This is a genomic window from Arthrobacter sp. LFS091 (genome assembly GCF_047977885.1).
Lineage (GTDB): Bacteria > Actinomycetota > Actinomycetes > Actinomycetales > Micrococcaceae > Arthrobacter.
Genome location: NZ_JBFPFP010000002.1, coordinates 192,241 through 208,383, shown reverse-complemented (window position 1 = coordinate 208,383; position 16,143 = coordinate 192,241). Strand labels below are relative to the sequence as shown.

Annotated in this window: 15 protein-coding genes; 3 read left to right on the top strand and 12 right to left on the bottom strand. The window is 62.3% G+C overall.

Annotated elements, in window-relative coordinates:
- Positions 1-52 precede the first annotated feature (52 nt).
- The gene (aceA, locus tag ACNQOP_RS03680) at positions 53-1,369 is read right to left on the bottom strand and encodes an isocitrate lyase (protein ID WP_110504936.1); all 1,317 of its coding nucleotides are present in this window, start codon (positions 1,367-1,369) and stop codon (positions 53-55) included.
- 172 nt (positions 1,370-1,541) lie between these two features.
- Here aceA and ACNQOP_RS03675 point away from each other — a divergent pair, with 172 nt between their 5' ends.
- Complete coding sequence (locus ACNQOP_RS03675) at positions 1,542-3,029, top strand: helix-turn-helix domain-containing protein (RefSeq protein WP_416403370.1); 1,488 nt, start codon at positions 1,542-1,544, stop codon at positions 3,027-3,029.
- Positions 3,030-3,236: 207 nt separating this feature from the next.
- Here ACNQOP_RS03675 and ACNQOP_RS03670 read toward each other — a convergent pair whose 3' ends face one another.
- From ACNQOP_RS03670 to ACNQOP_RS03655, 4 genes are all read right to left on the bottom strand, one after another.
- The gene (locus tag ACNQOP_RS03670) at positions 3,237-3,725 is read right to left on the bottom strand and encodes a MepB family protein (protein ID WP_257370460.1); all 489 of its coding nucleotides are present in this window, start codon (positions 3,723-3,725) and stop codon (positions 3,237-3,239) included.
- Positions 3,726-3,814: 89 nt separating this feature from the next.
- Positions 3,815-4,330, bottom strand: a complete 516-nt coding sequence (locus ACNQOP_RS03665) for a hypothetical protein (protein WP_257370459.1) — start codon at positions 4,328-4,330, stop codon at positions 3,815-3,817.
- Complete coding sequence (locus ACNQOP_RS03660) at positions 4,327-5,076, bottom strand: alpha/beta hydrolase (protein ID WP_416403369.1); 750 nt, start codon at positions 5,074-5,076, stop codon at positions 4,327-4,329. The genes ACNQOP_RS03665 and ACNQOP_RS03660 overlap by 4 nt, the downstream gene beginning before the upstream one ends.
- Before the next feature lie 237 nt (positions 5,077-5,313).
- A complete protein-coding gene (locus ACNQOP_RS03655; protein ID WP_416403368.1) occupies positions 5,314-5,928 on the bottom strand; it encodes a TetR/AcrR family transcriptional regulator in 615 nt (204 codons plus the stop codon).
- 298 nt (positions 5,929-6,226) lie between these two features.
- On the opposite strand from ACNQOP_RS03655, the gene ACNQOP_RS03650 reads away from it, so the two are divergent.
- Positions 6,227-7,156 (top strand): cytochrome b/b6 domain-containing protein, encoded by a 930-nt coding sequence (locus tag ACNQOP_RS03650; RefSeq protein WP_257370455.1) that lies wholly within the window; start codon positions 6,227-6,229, stop codon positions 7,154-7,156.
- Between the two features lie 62 nt (positions 7,157-7,218).
- Here the strand turns inward: ACNQOP_RS03650 and ACNQOP_RS03645 are convergent, their stop codons facing one another.
- From ACNQOP_RS03645 to ACNQOP_RS03625, 5 genes are all read right to left on the bottom strand, one after another.
- Positions 7,219-8,055 carry a hydroxymethylpyrimidine/phosphomethylpyrimidine kinase gene (locus tag ACNQOP_RS03645; RefSeq protein WP_416403367.1) on the bottom strand — a complete coding sequence of 279 codons (837 nt, stop codon included), beginning with the start codon at positions 8,053-8,055 and terminating at the stop codon, positions 7,219-7,221.
- A 44-nt stretch (positions 8,056-8,099) separates the two neighbouring features.
- Positions 8,100-9,092, bottom strand: coding sequence for a TAXI family TRAP transporter solute-binding subunit (locus ACNQOP_RS03640; protein WP_416403366.1), 993 nt, complete (start codon positions 9,090-9,092; stop codon positions 8,100-8,102).
- Positions 9,085-10,500, bottom strand: a complete 1,416-nt coding sequence (locus ACNQOP_RS03635; protein WP_416403365.1) for a sensor histidine kinase — start codon at positions 10,498-10,500, stop codon at positions 9,085-9,087. The genes ACNQOP_RS03640 and ACNQOP_RS03635 overlap by 8 nt, the downstream gene beginning before the upstream one ends.
- Complete coding sequence (locus tag ACNQOP_RS03630; RefSeq protein ID WP_416403605.1) at positions 10,497-11,159, bottom strand: response regulator transcription factor; 663 nt, start codon at positions 11,157-11,159, stop codon at positions 10,497-10,499. Before ACNQOP_RS03630 ends, ACNQOP_RS03635 begins: the two co-directional genes overlap by 4 nt.
- Before the next feature lie 116 nt (positions 11,160-11,275).
- Complete coding sequence (locus tag ACNQOP_RS03625; protein ID WP_416403364.1) at positions 11,276-12,685, bottom strand: MFS transporter; 1,410 nt, start codon at positions 12,683-12,685, stop codon at positions 11,276-11,278.
- A gap of 629 nt (positions 12,686-13,314) precedes the next feature.
- Here ACNQOP_RS03625 and ACNQOP_RS03620 point away from each other — a divergent pair.
- Entirely contained in the window at positions 13,315-14,025 is a 711-nt protein-coding gene (locus ACNQOP_RS03620; RefSeq protein ID WP_416403363.1) for a queuosine precursor transporter, read from the top strand.
- Positions 14,026-14,047: 22 nt separating this feature from the next.
- On the opposite strand, the gene tgt is transcribed toward ACNQOP_RS03620, so the two are convergent.
- Positions 14,048-15,319: a tRNA guanosine(34) transglycosylase Tgt gene (tgt, locus tag ACNQOP_RS03615; protein WP_416403604.1), complete on the bottom strand. Its 1,272-nt coding sequence runs from the start codon at positions 15,317-15,319 to the stop codon at positions 14,048-14,050.
- A gap of 106 nt (positions 15,320-15,425) precedes the next feature.
- Positions 15,426-16,136, bottom strand: coding sequence for an SRPBCC family protein (locus ACNQOP_RS03610; protein WP_416403362.1), 711 nt, complete (start codon positions 16,134-16,136; stop codon positions 15,426-15,428).
- Positions 16,137-16,143: the final 7 nt, after the last annotated feature.

Sequence of the window (16,143 nt, the reverse complement as noted above, 5' to 3'; positions counted from 1 at the left end):
GCCGTCGTGCCTTCCGGTGAGCGAAGCGAACAGCTCACCTTTGGGCGTTTGATTAGTGGAATTGGCCCTCTTCGGTCGATCCGACCAGTGCGAGGGTGGATGCGTTCGGGTTGAGCGCTGTGGCGATGTCGTCGAAGTAGCCGGTGCCGACTTCGCGCTGGTGCTTGGTGGCGGTGTAGCCGCGTGACTCGGAGGCGAATTCCTTTTCCTGGAGCTCGACGTACGCGCTCATGCCTTCACGGGCGTAGCCGTGGGCGAGGTCGAACATCGAGTAGTTCAGGGCGTGGAAGCCGGCCAGGGTGATGAACTGGAACGTGAAGCCCATGGCACCGAGTTCGCGCTGGAACTTGGCGATGGTGGTGTCGTCCAGGTGCTTGCGCCAGTTGAAGGACGGGGAGCAGTTGTAGGAGAGCATCTGGTCCGGGAACTCGGCCTTGACCGACTCGGCGAACTTGCGTGCCAGCTCCAGGTCCGGGGTGCCCGTCTCCATCCAGATGAGGTCGGAGTACGGGGCGTAGGCCTTGGCGCGGGCGATGCAGGGTTCGATGCCGTTGCGGACCTTGTAGAAGCCCTCGGCAGTGCGTTCGCCGGTGATGAATTCCTGGTCACGCTCATCAACGTCGGAGGTAATCAGGGTCGCTGCCTCCGCGTCGGTGCGGGCAATGACCACCGTCGGCGTTCCGGCGACGTCGGCCGCCAGTCGGGCTGCGTTCAGTGTCCGGATGTGCTGCTGCGTGGGGATCAGGACCTTGCCGCCGAGGTGGCCACACTTCTTCTCCGATGCCAGCTGGTCTTCCCAGTGAACGCCCGAGGCGCCGGCGGTGATCATGGATTTCATGAGTTCGTAGGCGTTGAGCGGGCCACCGAAGCCGGCTTCGGCGTCGGCGACGATCGGGACGAGCCAGTCCTCGACGGTCTTGACGCCCTCGGCGTATTCGATCTGGTCTGCGCGGAGCAGGGCGTTGTTGATGCGGCGGACAACCTGGGGCACCGAGTTGGCCGGGTACAGGGACTGGTCCGGGTAGGTCTGGCCGGAGAGGTTGGCGTCCGCGGCCACCTGCCAACCGGAGAGGTAGATGGCCCGGAGGCCGGCCTTGACCTGCTGGACAGCTTGGTTGCCGGTCAGTGCACCCAAAGCGTTGGTGTATCCGCCGGTGGGAGCTTCCTCGGTGAGCTGCTTCCAGAGCTTTTCCGAGCCGCGGCGGGCCAGGGTGTGCTCTTCGGAGACGCGGCCACGGAGGCGGACGACGTCGGTGGCCGAGTAATCACGGGTGACGCCTTCCCAACGCGGGTTGGCGGACCATTCAAGTTCCAGCGCTGCGGCCTGCTGCTCTGCACTCTGCTCTGCTGGTTCAAATGAAGCGGTCATTGTCTGTCTCCTAGGTGGTGCCCGGCCCGGCCTCTGCTGCTTCGTTGCAGCATCGGCCGGGTAGCCCGGGGTCTGTATTTCTTTTTCGTAGGACCTACTTTTCTGCACTTTCAAGAGACTTTCTAGAGGAAAGGTATGGAAAGAAACGCACTTCTTCGCGTATTCTCAAGAAATGTCGCCTGTGAGCTGGAATCGCGAAGTAGTATCGCCGTCGTCGTCCCCTGCGTCCCCGGAACTGGACGTCATCAGCCTTGGCCGCCGCGTGCGGCACCTGCGCAAGCAGGCCGGGCTGACGCTGGACGGCTTGAGTGCCGCCGTCGGGACCGCTCCAAGCCAATTGAGCCTCATCGAAAACGGCAAGCGCGAACCCAAGTTGGGGCTGCTGCAGCAGCTGGCCGCCGCACTCAACGTCAGCATCGACCAGCTGCTCGGGGCCGAGCCGCCCAACCGCCGCGCCGCCCTCGAAATCGAGCTCGAAAGGTATCAGCGCGGACCCCTGTACGAGTCGCTCAACCTGCCCAAAATCCGCATCAGTTCGCGGCTTCCACTGGAAGTCCTGGAGTCCCAGGTGGGGCTGCTTCAGGAGCTTGAACGCAAGCTCAATGAACAAGCCGCGACGCCGGAGGAAGCCCGCCGAGCCAACGGTGAGTTGCGTGCCATGATGCGCGAGCGCGGCAACTATTTTCCCGAGTATGAGGCGGAAGCGCAGAAGGTCCTCAAAGGGGTCGGCTACACCACCGGTCCGCTGAGCCAGCACGTCATTGCCGACATCGCCGAGAACCTCGGTTTCACCCTGCACCACGTGGGCGATTTGCCCCATTCCACGCGCTCCGTGACGGATTTGAAGAACCGCAGAATTTATCTCACGCAGAACCAGCGGCAGGACCACGATCCCAGGTCTGTTTTGCTGCAGGCCTTGGGCCACTACGTCCTGGGCCATGAAACTCCGCGGAACTACGGCGATTTCCTGGCTCAGCGGGTGGCTACCAACTATTTCGCCGCTGCGCTCCTGCTGCCGGAGCATGCCACCGTGGAGTTCCTGCAGAAGGCCAAAGCCGCCAAGGAAATTGCCGTGGAAGACATCCGCGATGCCTTCGCCGTGTCCTATGAAACGGCCGCCCACCGCTTCACCAACCTGGCCACCCAACACCTGGGCATCACTACGCATTTCCAGAAGACCCACCAGTCCGGCATCATCTACAAGGCGTACGAAAACGACGGCGTGAACTTCCCGCAGGACCACACGGGGGCCATCGAAGGGCAGCCGTCGTGCAAGGCATGGACCTCCCGGGCGGTGTTCGACGTGCCGGACAAGTTCAGTGCCTACAGCCAGTACACGGACACTCCATCGGGCACTTACTGGTGCACTGCACGGACTGAACGGTCCGCGGCCGGCGAGTTTTCATTGAGCATCGGGGTCCCGTACCAGCACGTCAAGTGGTTCCGGGGCCGGGAGACGACTGCCCGTGCCACGTCCAACTGCCCGGACCCGAACTGCTGCAAGAGGCCACCTGCCTCGCTGGCGAACGAGTGGGCCGGCAACGCGTGGCCTTCCGCCCGTGCACACTCCCACCTGTTGGCCGCCATGCCTCCCGGAGCGTTCCCCGGCGTTGACGAGACCGAGGTCTACTCCTTCCTGGCAGCGCACTCCGAACGGTGACGCTCTCTCACGTTCCGCCCGCTTGGGGTGGACGCTCTCTCACGTTCCGTCGGTTTGGCGCGGACGCTCTCTCACGTTCCGCCCGGTTGGGGTGGACGCTCTTTCACGTTCCGCCCGCTTGGGGTGGACGCTCTCTCACGTTCCGGCTTGCGATCCCCGGAACGGCGGGGTCTTACGCGCACGTTAGATTCGACGGGCGGGGACCAGCTAGTCTGTGCGCCCGGTTTCGGTCCGCGGCACGCTGCGTGAAGGAAGCTCGGCGAACGCGGCGGCTTGAGCGCGCTGGGTGCGTAACGCTTGCGGATTCAGGTCGGAGCACCATGCGGGATAGACGCGGAAGCCGCGCTTGCCTGGATGGAGTTCGGAAGTGACATAGCCAAGCGAGATCAGGTGCGAGGGAGTGAAACGGAAGACCCCGAACCGGTCCCGGTCTTCTACGAAAACCATCAGTCCCGACATCAACTCGCCAGCCGTAAATGGCCTGGTCGATCCGCCTTCGCCGCGCTTCCAGACCGCCACAAAGGCGCCCGGTTTCGTCGGTGTGATCCGAGCCGTGCGGATCCGCCACCGCTCTTTCCCGAACAGTACGACCCCGGATTCATAGTCGCCGTTCTGCTCTTCTGCCTTGATGATGGGCTGCGGATCATCAGATGCCTGGACGCAGTCGGCGAAGTATTTGAGTGCACTGAAACTCACTCCCGAATCTTACTCGTTGAAGAATAGAGACTGCTCCGCGGCTATTGCCATCGACTACCGTGCCAAGGTCGACCGCTGGTCACTGCTTGCTACCGGAATTTGCCCTCGGGATCCTGCGCGCATCGAGTGTTGCCGCCGAGGGTGGTTCCGAAGCTGCTCGTTCCAAGCTGCATGGAGAACTTGCCATCCCCAAAACCAGTGGTCGTCTGGTCTCGGTTCGCCCCCGAAGGCTGTGTTTGTACAACGCTCAGGCCGTTGCTTTCAAAGACTTCCTTTACCGACTTATGTATGGCTTTAGCCTGATCTTCTGAGATCGCGCCCTGCGTACTGTCGTAATTGAACCGAGTGCCCTCCGTCCCGTCCGGCAGGGGGCATGCCATGCCGGGTTTATCTGGTGTAATTTGCGTCCAGTTGCCGGGGGCGAGAGCTTGAATTTGTGTGAAGATGTCGAGGTATTCCGTGCGGGCTTGTTCTGGTTCCATGGTCTGCTCCGCGGTGTTGGTAGGTGGGTTGGTGCTGGGCGTTGTTCCACACCCAGTGAGGGCAGCGAGGATGGCAACGGCAAGGCCTTGGATGAGAAATCTTCGCGGAGACATGGTGGTCATCGTTTCACATTCGTAAGTTGGTCACTCAGGCCCAAGGCGATCTTGGCTTGATTGCTGCTTGACTCGGTTCCGCGATCAAAGTATCCATAGACGCCGTCTTTGCCGCCGGTCTGTCCGTCGTGGGTTTTGGTGGGGTTCTCAACGGTGCCATCGGGCGCGGTGGTGCCGTCTGTGCCGAAGGTGACGGCACCGAATCCGGGGTCTTCGGTACTTTTACGCTGCCAGCCGAGCCCATGCCCGACCTCGGCTATGTGGTCCCAGTCGTAGGTTCCCCGGTATACGGTGCCGCCGGGGTTCAGGTGGAGATCGTTCACGGAGGTCACGTTGTCAGGGGCTCCAACGTCCCCGACGAGAACGAGGTTATCGACCGGCAGCTCGGTTTTGGCTGCTTCCATGGCCCCGAGGGAACCCATGGAGTGCCCAACGGCTGTTGTCATGGCCGTGTTGTCAAGGATCTGATGAACGGCATTGAGCCCTTTCACGTCGTTGCGAAGAGCAGGACCCACGACCTTTGCCTGGTCATTGCTGAACACACCCATACCCTGGGCCGGCTCAACACCAATCCAGGCAACAACAGCTTGGGAGCCCGAGTGACGACAAGAAGTCCCCGGCCGCGAGCCGCAGCAACCAATACCTTTATGGTTTGCATGAAATACCTTCAGGTAGCCCGTGCACTCGGCCAAGCGTTCCGCAGTGAAACTTTCTGCCTTATCGGCGAAACCAAGCGTCGGGACTGGAGCGTACATCAGTGTCGGTGTCCGCCTGGTGTGGTGGCGCCGATCTCCGGGAAGGGAGATCGGCAACGTTTGGCCGCGAATCGGCCTGCTCCTTGGAGGCTGCTATTAGTGCTGGTTCGCTGACCATGTCGAGAACGGTGGTGACGCCGAAAGTTAGTGATTGAGCCAACGCCCGTCACTGGAGATCCGCTGAGTCGAGTCACTATAGGGCGACAAAAACCAGCGAAGATCAACATCTGGAGCGAGCTATCCGACCAGTCGCTGGACCAGCACCGCCGCAGCTTCAACCACGGCGTCGGCCTCACGCTTGGTGGCGCTCAGGGCAACCTCCTGCCCCGACACCGTCACGATGTCCGTGATCACCGCGACTGTGAGCCTGCCAAGGGTGTCGTCGCTGGCGCCGAGGAGCACCGAGTTCTGCCGGACCCATTCCCGTCCCCGTTCCCGCCTGAGCAATTCGAAGCCCGGGGGAGTGTCGCCCTCGATGAATACCCGTTCCAAGTCCCGGTGCTTCCAGGTGTAGTCGAAGTAGCTGCGGCTGCCCACGTTGAACAGTGTCAGGGGATCGTCCTCGCCGGCTTTCCTAGCTTTCGCGACGGCGGCTGCGACGAGTCTTTCGTGTTCGTTCTGGTAGTCGTTCCAGAGGGCGAGGAATAGCTCGGTCTTTCCGCCGAAGTGGTGGTACAGGCTGCCCACACTTGATCCGGCGCGGGCCACGATGTCAGTAATGCCAGCATCGGTGAAGCCGTGTTCGATGAAGACCCCGGCCGCCGCATCCAACAAGTTGCGCTGGGTGGCCGCCGTGCGGGTCCATTGCCACGAGCCCGCGTTACTGGCAACGTCGGACGTCTTGCGAACCATGCAGGGCTCCTTCCGGGCAGGACGGACACCGGAGTGTCGAGCAGCTATTTTTTGGAATCCTATCGCCGAAAGAATCCACATAGCCAGCAGCCAGCCTTGACTGGCCCTAAAACACGGGAAATAATTCTGGAAGTCTGTTCTAGAAATACACGTTGCGGCATGTATCCGAATGCTGCGATTTTTGACGTCGGACGCCCCGAAACCCGGGTGCCGTTTTCACCGTTGGGCTGCAACTGGTTGAATCGCTATATAGCGCCAACTGGTCGCAGCCAAACAAGCCAGAGAGGAACGCGGCCTGATGTCCGTTTCAAGCAAGTCGTCCGGGATCACGTCGAACAGGTGGTTCAAACCCGTCGCCGTCACCGCAGGAGCTTTGGTGGTGGCACTGATCCTGGTTCTGGTGGCACAGTGGCTCCGGACCCTTCAGCCCGTCCAGCAATTCCTGACGGACTACCCCGGCCATTCGGCCATCCCTGAAGGCACTCCTACCGGATTCCCTGCCTGGCTTAACTGGACGCACTTCCTGAACATGTTCTTCATTGTCCTGATCATCCGTTCGGGGTGGCAGGTGCGCACCACCACGCGGCCGGCAGCCAACTGGACCAGGAACAACAAGGGCTTCATCAAAACCAAGAACCCGCCTACCAAGATCAGCCTGGACCTCTGGTTCCACCTGACGCTGGATGCGCTCTGGGTCTTGAACGGCATTATTTTCATCGTGTTGCTCTTCGCCACCGGCCAATGGTTGCGGATCGTCCCCACCAACTGGGACGTTTTCCCGAACGCCGTCTCCGCCGGCCTGCAGTACGCCTCGCTGAACTGGCCCGTTGAAAATGGCTGGAACAACTACAACAGCCTCCAGCTCCTGACCTACTTCGTCACGGTGTTCATTGCGGCGCCGCTCGCCATCATCACAGGCATCCGGATGTCAGGCGCATGGCCCAAGAAAGCTGCGATCAACAAGTTCTACCCGATTGAGCTGGCCCGCAAGATCCACTTCCCGGTGATGATCTACTTCGTGGCCTTCGTGATCGTCCACGTAACCCTGGTGCTGGCCACTGGCGCGCTGAACAACCTGAACCACATGTACGCGTCCAACAACGATTACAGCTGGTGGGGCTTCGGGATCTTCGCGGCTTCCATCGTCTTCACGGCGGCGGCATGGTTCCTGGCCCGCCCACTGTTCCTGCGTCCCATCGCCTCGCTCATGGGCAAGGTCTCACGCTAAAGCTCACGCAAACAAAAGCAGCCGCCTCGGAACACTCCGCGGCGGCTGCTTTCGTATGAATGCTAGGACAGTGCGCCACCCTGCCACAGGGCATCAAAAGGAGCGCCCGAGGATACTCGGTTCTTGATACCTTCGGTGACGAAGGCCTTGGCAGTGCGTGCGGCTTCCAGCGGTGTGGCACCCTTTGCCAGCTCGGCAGTCACGGCCGCGGCCAACGAGCAGCCCGCACCTGAGACAGCAACATCGCCAACCTTCGGAGCGCGCAGGACTTCCAGCGTCTCGCCGTCGTAATAGACGTCGACGGCGTCCGGGCCTTCCAGCCGCACCCCGCCTTTGGCGAGGACTGCTGCGCCGCTGATCTCGTGGATGCGGATCGCAGCGGCCTTGAGGGACTCTTCATCGGTAATCGTGAGCCCGGACAAGGACTCGGCTTCGAAGTGGTTCGGCGTGACGAAAGTAGCCAGCGGCAGGATCTGGGCCTTCAGCGCCTGGTCGGTGTCCAGGGCGTGGCCCGGCTCCTGGCCTTTGCAGATCAAAACAGGATCCAAAACCACATTCGCGAAAGCGCCGTCCGTCAGCGCCCTTTCCACCGTGCTGATGGTCGCCGGGCTGCCGAGCATGCCAATCTTCACGGTGTCCAAAACGGAAGGCGCGCCGGAAGCGGCACCATAGGCCGCCGTCGTGGCTTCAAGTTGGTCCGCTATGACCTGCTGGTCCACCGGCACAAAGCGGTGGTTCCAGTTGTCCTGCGGGTTGAAGGAAACGATGCACGTGAGGTTCGCGATGCCGAACACTCCGAGTTCCTGGAAGGTCTTGAGGTCCGCTTGCGCGCCGGCGCCACCGGTCGCTTCGGAACCGGCGATGGTCAGGGCAATGGCAGGGGCAACGGCTGAAGTCATGGTTTCCATTTTGGCAGTTGCTCCGGTCCCGCTCCTAAACGGGCCTAGCCGTGCAGGGCCCGGTAGGCGGCCTCCGCGGCGGGATGCAAGGGCACGCCGGCGGTGTTAACCAGTGTTTCCGGGCTGAGGAATTGCACTCCGGTGCTCGACTTCGGAACCAACTCCTGGGCTTGTTCCACCAACAGTTCCACGGTCTGACGAACTACGTGGTCGGCAAGGTCCCTACGGCAGAGGAGGAGGTTGGCGACGCCGACCGTCCACACAGCCGGAGCGTCACCGTAACTGTTGGCGGGAATGAGGACGCGGTCGTAAAACGGTCCAAACTGCGAGCGCGTTGCGTTGATGAGGTCCGATAGGTCCACCAAGCGGAGGCCAACGTCCTTGGCAGTGGACGCGATGGCTGCAGTGGGGACGCCTCCGGACCAGAACAGAGCGTCGATGGTCCGGTTCTGCAGCGCCGCGAGCCCTTGGTTCAGCCCCAGGTTCACTTGGGTGAGCGCGGGACTGGTTTTTGCGGATGACAGGCTGGAGGCCTCGATGATCCTGGGAGCAGTGAGGGATGTCCCCGACCCCACTTCGCCCACGCCCGCGGTCTTGCCCGCGAGGTCGGCAAAGTTCCGGATGCCACTGTCCTTCCGTACGATGCAGTGGACGTAGTTCTGGTAGACCTTGCCGAGAGCCACAAGGTCTGCAGGCTGGGCCGGCCGATCGCCGGGGCTTGACTGCTGGGCTGCCGCATCTGCAAGCGCGACGGCGAACGTCGCCTCGCCGTCCACCACCCGCCTGATGTTCTCCAGGCTCCCGCCGGTAACTACAGGTTCAGCGGTTTCGGCCACGCCTTCTTTTTGCAGCAAGGATGCGAGCAAAGTGGCGAACTCCAGGTAGAAGCCGCCCGGTTCGCCACCGGCCACCGTAAGTTTCCGAGGGCGTTCGCCCGGGGTGCAAGCTGCTGTTGCGGGAAGGAAAAGACCAGCCACACCCACGGCCAGCCCGGCCTTAAGTGCAGACCGCCGGGGCATCACCTTCGACTCAGGCATCCTGCGCGTCCTCCGGTTTCGCAAACTCGAGCCGTGCCGTCAGCCCATGAGGCTCGCGCGGCTCAATGACGAGCCGGCCGCCGTTTGCTTGGGCCAGCCGATCCACGATGGTCATGCCCAAACCGTTGCCAGGGATTTTGCTGTGCTGCGGGGCCCGCCAGAACCTGGTGGTGGAAGCGGCACGCTGCTCGGCTGGGAGGCCGGGACCGTCGTCGGAAATTACGACGGCGGTGCTGCCTGCCGCCTGCCGCGTACCCACCGTGATGGTGGCCCCGGGGGCGTACTTGATGGCGTTGGCAATGAGTTCTCCCACCATGTGGGCAAGTTCGTCGGGGTCGCAGTTGATCTGGTTTTCGTGTGCGGGGCCATCTAGCGTCAGCCGGGATCCCGCCCGTTGAGCGGCAGGTGCGGCCCGTTCTACTTCGCCCTGCAGGATGGGGAGGGGGTCGATGACGGCTTGCCGCTGGTGCTCTGCGGCTTGGTCCGGGCGGGTAGACCCCTCGAAGGCGCGGTGTTCCGCCGTCGCCAGCTTCAGCACGCCGTCGAGCATTTCCTCAACCCGCTCAAGTTCCGCCACGACGCCGGCTGCCGCAGCCTTTTCCGGTTGCCCTTTGAGTTCCAGCTGCAGCAAATCGATCCGCAGCCGAAGCGCCCCAACAGGGTTTCGGAGTTGATGGGACGTGTCTGCGATCAGCCGGCGCTGGGACTCCATGCTCTCCGTGACGGTGTCCGCCATGGCGGTGAAGGAGCGGCTGAGTTCGCGCAGTTCGGGCGGTCCGGCGTCGGGTAGTTGGCTTGTTTTACCCGTGGTTTCGAGCTCGTGAACTGCCCTGCTGAGCCGGTTGACCGGGCGCAGGACCCACCCGGTGATTCGCGCTGCGGCGAGCAGGAGCAAAGCCGCCAACGCCAGCGCCGCGAATCCGACCACCAGCCATCGCTCCCGCAGCTTTTGCCGGGCGGCATCGAGGTTGACTTCCACAACAGCCTCGCCGAGGACTTGGCTGGCCGTGCCGAAGGACCTGGAAATGATGTCGTTGCCGGTCCCGAAAGCACTGATGGGGTTCAGGGTGGTGTCGCTGAGGTTGAGGCTCGCCCGGTTCAGGGCATCCTGGACCTCGGGCCGCTCTTCGCTGAGTCCGCCGGAACGGACGGTTCCCTCCTGCGTGCGGATCAGGATTCCCTCGCCGTAAAGCCCGGAGTAGCGGTCCATTTCGCGCTGCAACTGACTGGTGTCTTTGTCTTGGGCGGCGTCGCTGGCCAGTTGCGCGAAGCGGTTGAGGGCGGCGACGCGGTTGATCTGAAGTTCCTGGGTGAGCTCCCGGCTGGCCGAGGTCAGGATCACACTGGAGACCGTCACCACGATGATCACCACCAGCAGGCTCAGGATGCTGAGAACACGGACTTTCACGGTTGCTCTACCCGGTAGCCGACGCCCCGGACGTTGATGATGAATCCGGGCAGCTGGAGCTTGGACCTCAAGCCTGTGAGGTGAACGTCCAAGGACCTGGAATGCGTGACGAACGCGTCGCCCCACAGTGCGTCCAGGATCTGCTCGCGGGTCACCACCGAGCCCGCGTTCCTGACCAGGAGGCTGAGGAGGTCGAACTCGGTTGCCGTCAGGGCGAGTTTCCGTTGGCCGACGGCGGCCACGCGGCGGTCGAGGTCGACCTCGAGTTCGCCGAGGACGATTGCGTGCGGAGCTTCCTGGCCGCCGCGGTTGGTGCGCCGGGTGACGGCTTCGATCCTGGCAAGCAATTCCACGAGCTTCACGGGTTTCACCAGGTAGTCGTCGGCACCCGAACGGAGACCCAGGACCACGCTCCGCTCGTCATCCCGGGCCGTCAGGATGAGGATCGGAACTGCGCTCACTTGGCGCAGCTTGCGCAGCACATCCAAGCCATCCAAATCCGGAAGGCCAAGGTCCAGCAGGATCACCTGGTGCTCCCGGTGGGCCAGCAGCGCATCCTCGCCGCGGGATACGCGGGTGTGTGTATGTCCAGCCGAAGCGACGGCAGCGCTCAAGGCCGACGCCATGGCGTCGTCATCCTCGACGATGAGCACGTGCACTGTCATGGTCCTTCGGATTGGGGCTGGTTCGCTACTAGAGCTTAACGTTGTGAGGCCCGCTCTGCGCCCTTCGGAGTACCCAAAGTGCGCAGAGCGGGCCTAACAAGGCAGGAAGGTCAGGCGTCGACGCGATCCTTCGTGCCGTCGTCGTCCTTCGTTGTTGCCGTCGCAGCGCCCTTCGCCACGAACGCGTGGCCTTGCTCCGCATCCAAGTGCGTGGACGTCTTGTTCTTCAGCGCGAAGATGTACACCAGCAGCGAGATGAAAATCGCAGCTGTGACGTACGTGAAGAACAGATCCACCTGGTTGGATTTCTGCAACGCAGCACCGATCAGGGGGACGGTGCCGCCGAACAGCGAGTTGGCGATTGCGTAACCGAGTCCTACTCCCAAGGCGCGGATCGAGGCCGGGAACAGTTCGGCCTTCACCAGTGCGTTGATGGACGTGTAGCCGCCAACCATGAGCAGGCCGCCCAGCATCAACAGGAATGCGATGAACGGATCCTTGGTGCCGGAAAGAGTGGAGAGCAGCGGCCAGGTGAACAGGACGCCGGTCACGCCGAACCAGATCAGCAGGGGCTTGCGGCCCACCTTGTCCGAAATCAGGCCGTAGACAGGCTGCAGCAGCATGAAGATGAACAGCGCCCAGAAGTTGATCACGGAGGTATCCGTCTTGGCGATGCCGGACGTATCGTTCATGAACTTCAGGATGAAGTTGGTGTACGTATAGAACGCAACGGTACCGCCGAGGGTAATGCCGATGCAGATGAGCAGCGGCTTCCAGTGCTTAGTTAGCAGGAGCTTCATAGTGCCAGGCTGGGCCTCGCCCTCCACTTTCACGTGTGCGGCACGGAGCTGATCGGAAGAGAGGGTCTCCTCCATCGAACGGCGGAGCCAGAGAACAACCAGCGCAGCCACGCCACCTACGGCGAACGGGATACGCCATCCCCACGCCGTCAGGTCTTCCTTGCTCATGGTGTTCTGCAGAATCACGAGCACCAAAAGTGCCAGCATCTGGCCGCCGATCAGCGTGACGTACTGGAAGCTGGAGAAGAAGCCGCGGCGCTTTGCCGTTGCCGCCTCGGACATGTACGTGGCGCTGGTGCCGTACTCACCGCCGACTGAGAAGCCCTGCACGACGCGGATAAACACCAGCAAGATCAGGGCCCAGAGTCCGATCACATCCTGTGTCGGCAGGATCGCGATCGCGAAGGACCCGGCCGACATCATGGTCACACTGAGCGTCAGCGCGGCCTTGCGGCCCTTGCGGTCTGCGTAGCGGCCGAAGAACCAACTTCCGATCGGACGCATAAGGAACGACGTCGAAAAGACCGCCATCGCCTCAAGGCCAGCCTGAAGGTCGTCCGAGGAATTAAAGAAGTGCGACTGAAAATATGCCGCGAAAACCGTATAGACGTAGAGGTCGAACCACTCCACGAGGTTGCCCGCGGAGCCCTTGAGGATATTGCTCACGGCTTTGCGTGTCTGAGCGGCTTCGCTCAGAGGTGCAGCTTGCTGGGTGCTCATCAATGAACCTTCCTGGACGGCAGCGTTTTGCGGCGGCCGTGTCTTGCCTGAGTTCGTTCTGTCCATGAAGCTCGTGCTCATGGCGTCCTTGCGCATGGCTCTTCGTCGACTAAGAAAGGTCCTCCAAGGTGAAGAGGACGTATTCCAAACTATGGGTGATGCACGGCACAGCCATAGCCCGCGGGGCATTTCCTAACACTTCCTTAGGATTCGGGTGGCGTGGCTTGGTTGGGGACGGCAGCCCGACGGCGGCTGCTCACCTATCGACGCTCCCTCACGTTCCTCCCGGTTGAGGCGGACGCTCTCTCACATCCCTCCCGGTAGGGGCGGACGCTCTCTCACAGCCCTCCCGGTTGTGGCGCCGGGGGTGGGGTGTGAGTGAGGGTTGGTGGGAAGGGGGTGGGGTGTGAGTGAGGGTTGGCGGGAAGGGGGTGGGGTGTGAGTGAGGGTTGACCGGAAGGGGGTGGGGTGTGAGTGAGGGTTGGCGGGAAGGGGGTGGGATGTGAGAGGGGATCGGCGGTGGGACAATGGAACCGGTGCCGGGCCAGATGCCCCACCACCACAGTGCTAATACAGCGGGGCAGCCAGCATGCGGCGGCCTGCGCGAACCACTACGAAATGGATGACCCATGCCCTCGCCCTCCGGCTCCAGCACGCTGAGCAAGCCTGCACCCCGCTTCGCCTCGATCGGTTCCCCGTACTTCGGCATCATGTTGGCCGTCATGGCCGTGGTGCTGATCCTGTCCAACATCGGCGCTTCCAAGGGTGTGGAGCTCGGGCCGATCATCACCGATGGAGGGTTCTTCCTCTTCCCGTTGGCCTACATCCTGGGCGACGTCATGAGCGAGGTCTACGGCTTCAAAGTGGCCCGCAAAGCCATCGTCACCTCATTTGCCCTGAGTGTGTTCGCCTCTCTTTGCTACTGGGTGATCATCATCCTGCCCGGTTTCAACGATGACTACGGAACCGCCAAGCAGGCCGCCATCGAGGGCGCCCTGGGTCCGGTTCCGCAGATCGTCCTTGCCTCCCTGCTCGCCTTCCTGGCAGGACAGACCATCAACTCCTGGATCCTGGTGAAGATGAAGCAGCGCACGGGCGAGAAATCCCTGTGGGCGCGCCTCATGGGTTCTTCCGTGGTGGGGGAATTCGTGGACACTCTGATCTTCTGCAGCATCTCGGCATCCGTCATCGGGATCTCGGACGCTGGCTCGTTCGTCAACTACGTCCTGGTGGGCTTCGTGTACAAGACCGCCGTCGAGTTCCTGTTCGTTCCGATCACGGTGCTGGTTGTCGGCTGGATCAAGAAGCGCGAGCCCAGCTACGGCGCAGTCACAGCCTAGGACCAGAGCCTGGAACCAGCGCCTAGGAGTAGTACCGGCCCAGCGTCTCCGCCTTGAACTCAAAGAAGTCCCCGGATTCGATGGCCAAACGGGCATCGTCCACCATCTTCACCACGAAGCGTTCGTTGTGGATGGAGATCAGCGTTGCGGAAAGCATCTCCTTGGCCTTGAAAAGGTGGTGGATGTACGCGCGAGAGTAGTTCTGGCACGTGTAGCAGTCGCAGCCGTCCTGCAAGGGCCCGAAATCGGCTTTGTATTTGGCTCCCGACAAGTTGAACCGGCCAAAGGGTGTGTAGAACGCTGAGTTCCTGGCAACGCGCGTGGGGGAGACACAGTCGAACGTGTCGGCTCCGTTCTCAATGGCCGTGAAGATGTCGTCGGGTTCGGAGATGCCGAGCAGGTGCCGGGGCTTGTCCTCGGGCAGTTCCTCGTTGCACCAGCGCACAATGGTGCCCAGGTTTTCCTTCTCCAACGCTCCGCCGATCCCGTATCCGTCAAAGGGCATGGCACCGAGATCCTGGCAGGCTTTGCGGCGCAGGTCCTCGTATTGGGCTCCCTGAATCACCCCGAACAAGGCCTGATACGGTTTGCCCACGCGGGAAGAAGTCAAGGACGCGTGTTCCTCGAGGCACCGCAGCGCCCACAAACGGGTGCGCTCCAGGGACTCCTCCTGGTAGGCCCGGGAATTCTGCAGCGTCGTGAGCTCGTCGAAGGCGAACATGATGTCCGCGCCGATCTTGTGTTGGACCTGCATGGAGATCTCGGGGGAGAAGCGGTGCCGGTCACCGTTCAGGTGCGATTTGAACCAGACACCGTCATCGTCGATGTGCGCCAGCCGTTCCTTGCCCGGTGCTACGGCGTCATCAGGGCCGGACGAATCGACGTTCTTCATGTCGATGACCTTCTTGAACCCCGAGCCCAGGCTCATCACCTGGAACCCTCCGGAGTCGGTGAAGGTGGGCCCTGACCAGTTCATGAACGCCCCCAGCCCACCGGCGGCGTCGAGGATTTCGGGCCCTGGCTGCAGGTACAGGTGGTAGGCGTTGGCCAGGACCGCCTGCGCGCCAAACCCGGCGATCGACTCCGGCAGCACGGCCTTGACGGTCGCTTTGGTTCCGACGGCGATGAACGCGGGCGTCTGGATGGTTCCGTGCGGCGTGGTGATGGTTCCTGTCCGGCCAAGGAAAGCGCCGCCGTTGGCGTCCACTTGGGCGTCCGACGGCGAGCACGTTTCAGTCAGGCGGGTGCCCACCGTGAACGAGAACTCGGATTGTCGGGCGGACAACCCCGGCAGGTCAGGCAGGGAAGTAGCCGGGGAGGAAACTGACGCGGTGACGGGAACGGAAGCTGGCACCTACCTAGTGTGCCAGCTTTACCGGCGGTAACCAGCGGAGGAAGCCTTACGACCCGTAGTTCTCAGCCTTCCAGTTGTCCCACGAGGCCCGGATGTCCGCCAACGTATGGGCCCCCAAATCGTAGGTGGAGGCAATCACCATGGACCCGCCGTCGGGCCTTTTCTCCGGGATCGGCAACTGCTCGGCGACGATCAGCAGCCCGTCCCCGTGTTCGGCGTAGCTGTGGACGGTGAGGCCAACCTGGTGCCGGCTCTTGAACCAGACTTTGCCGGAGATCTTCTCGCCGGTAGCAAGGGTGAGCGAGTACTCCTCCCCAACGGGCGGCAGATCCCCCAGCCCCAACTTCTCGATCGCCGGACCGCCTTTGCCGGGGAGGGAGACAAAATGTGTCCGCCGGTGCCCGTGCGGATGGCGCTCAAGGGCGAATCTCAGTTGGTGCAGGAAGGTGAGCCAGCCTTGGGTGATGTCTTCGTCCCAGTCGGCCCACTCGGAATCGTGGTCCAGGGCAACCCTGGTGATCCGCACTTCGGTGCCGCCGGAGACAGGGTGGAGTTCAAAGATGTCGCCGCCGTTGACGGTCAGGCTGGTGTGATCGGGCCCTTCCACGACATCGGTATTGAAGTAGATCTGTTTGATTTCATCGTTAAGGTCGTCGGCCTCCCAGCCGTGCCATTGGGCGACCAACGACGGTTCACGCAGCATGGTCCAAACCTGCTGCGCATCGGCATTAACCACAACGCTCAGATTGTTCGTCATGGCCCCG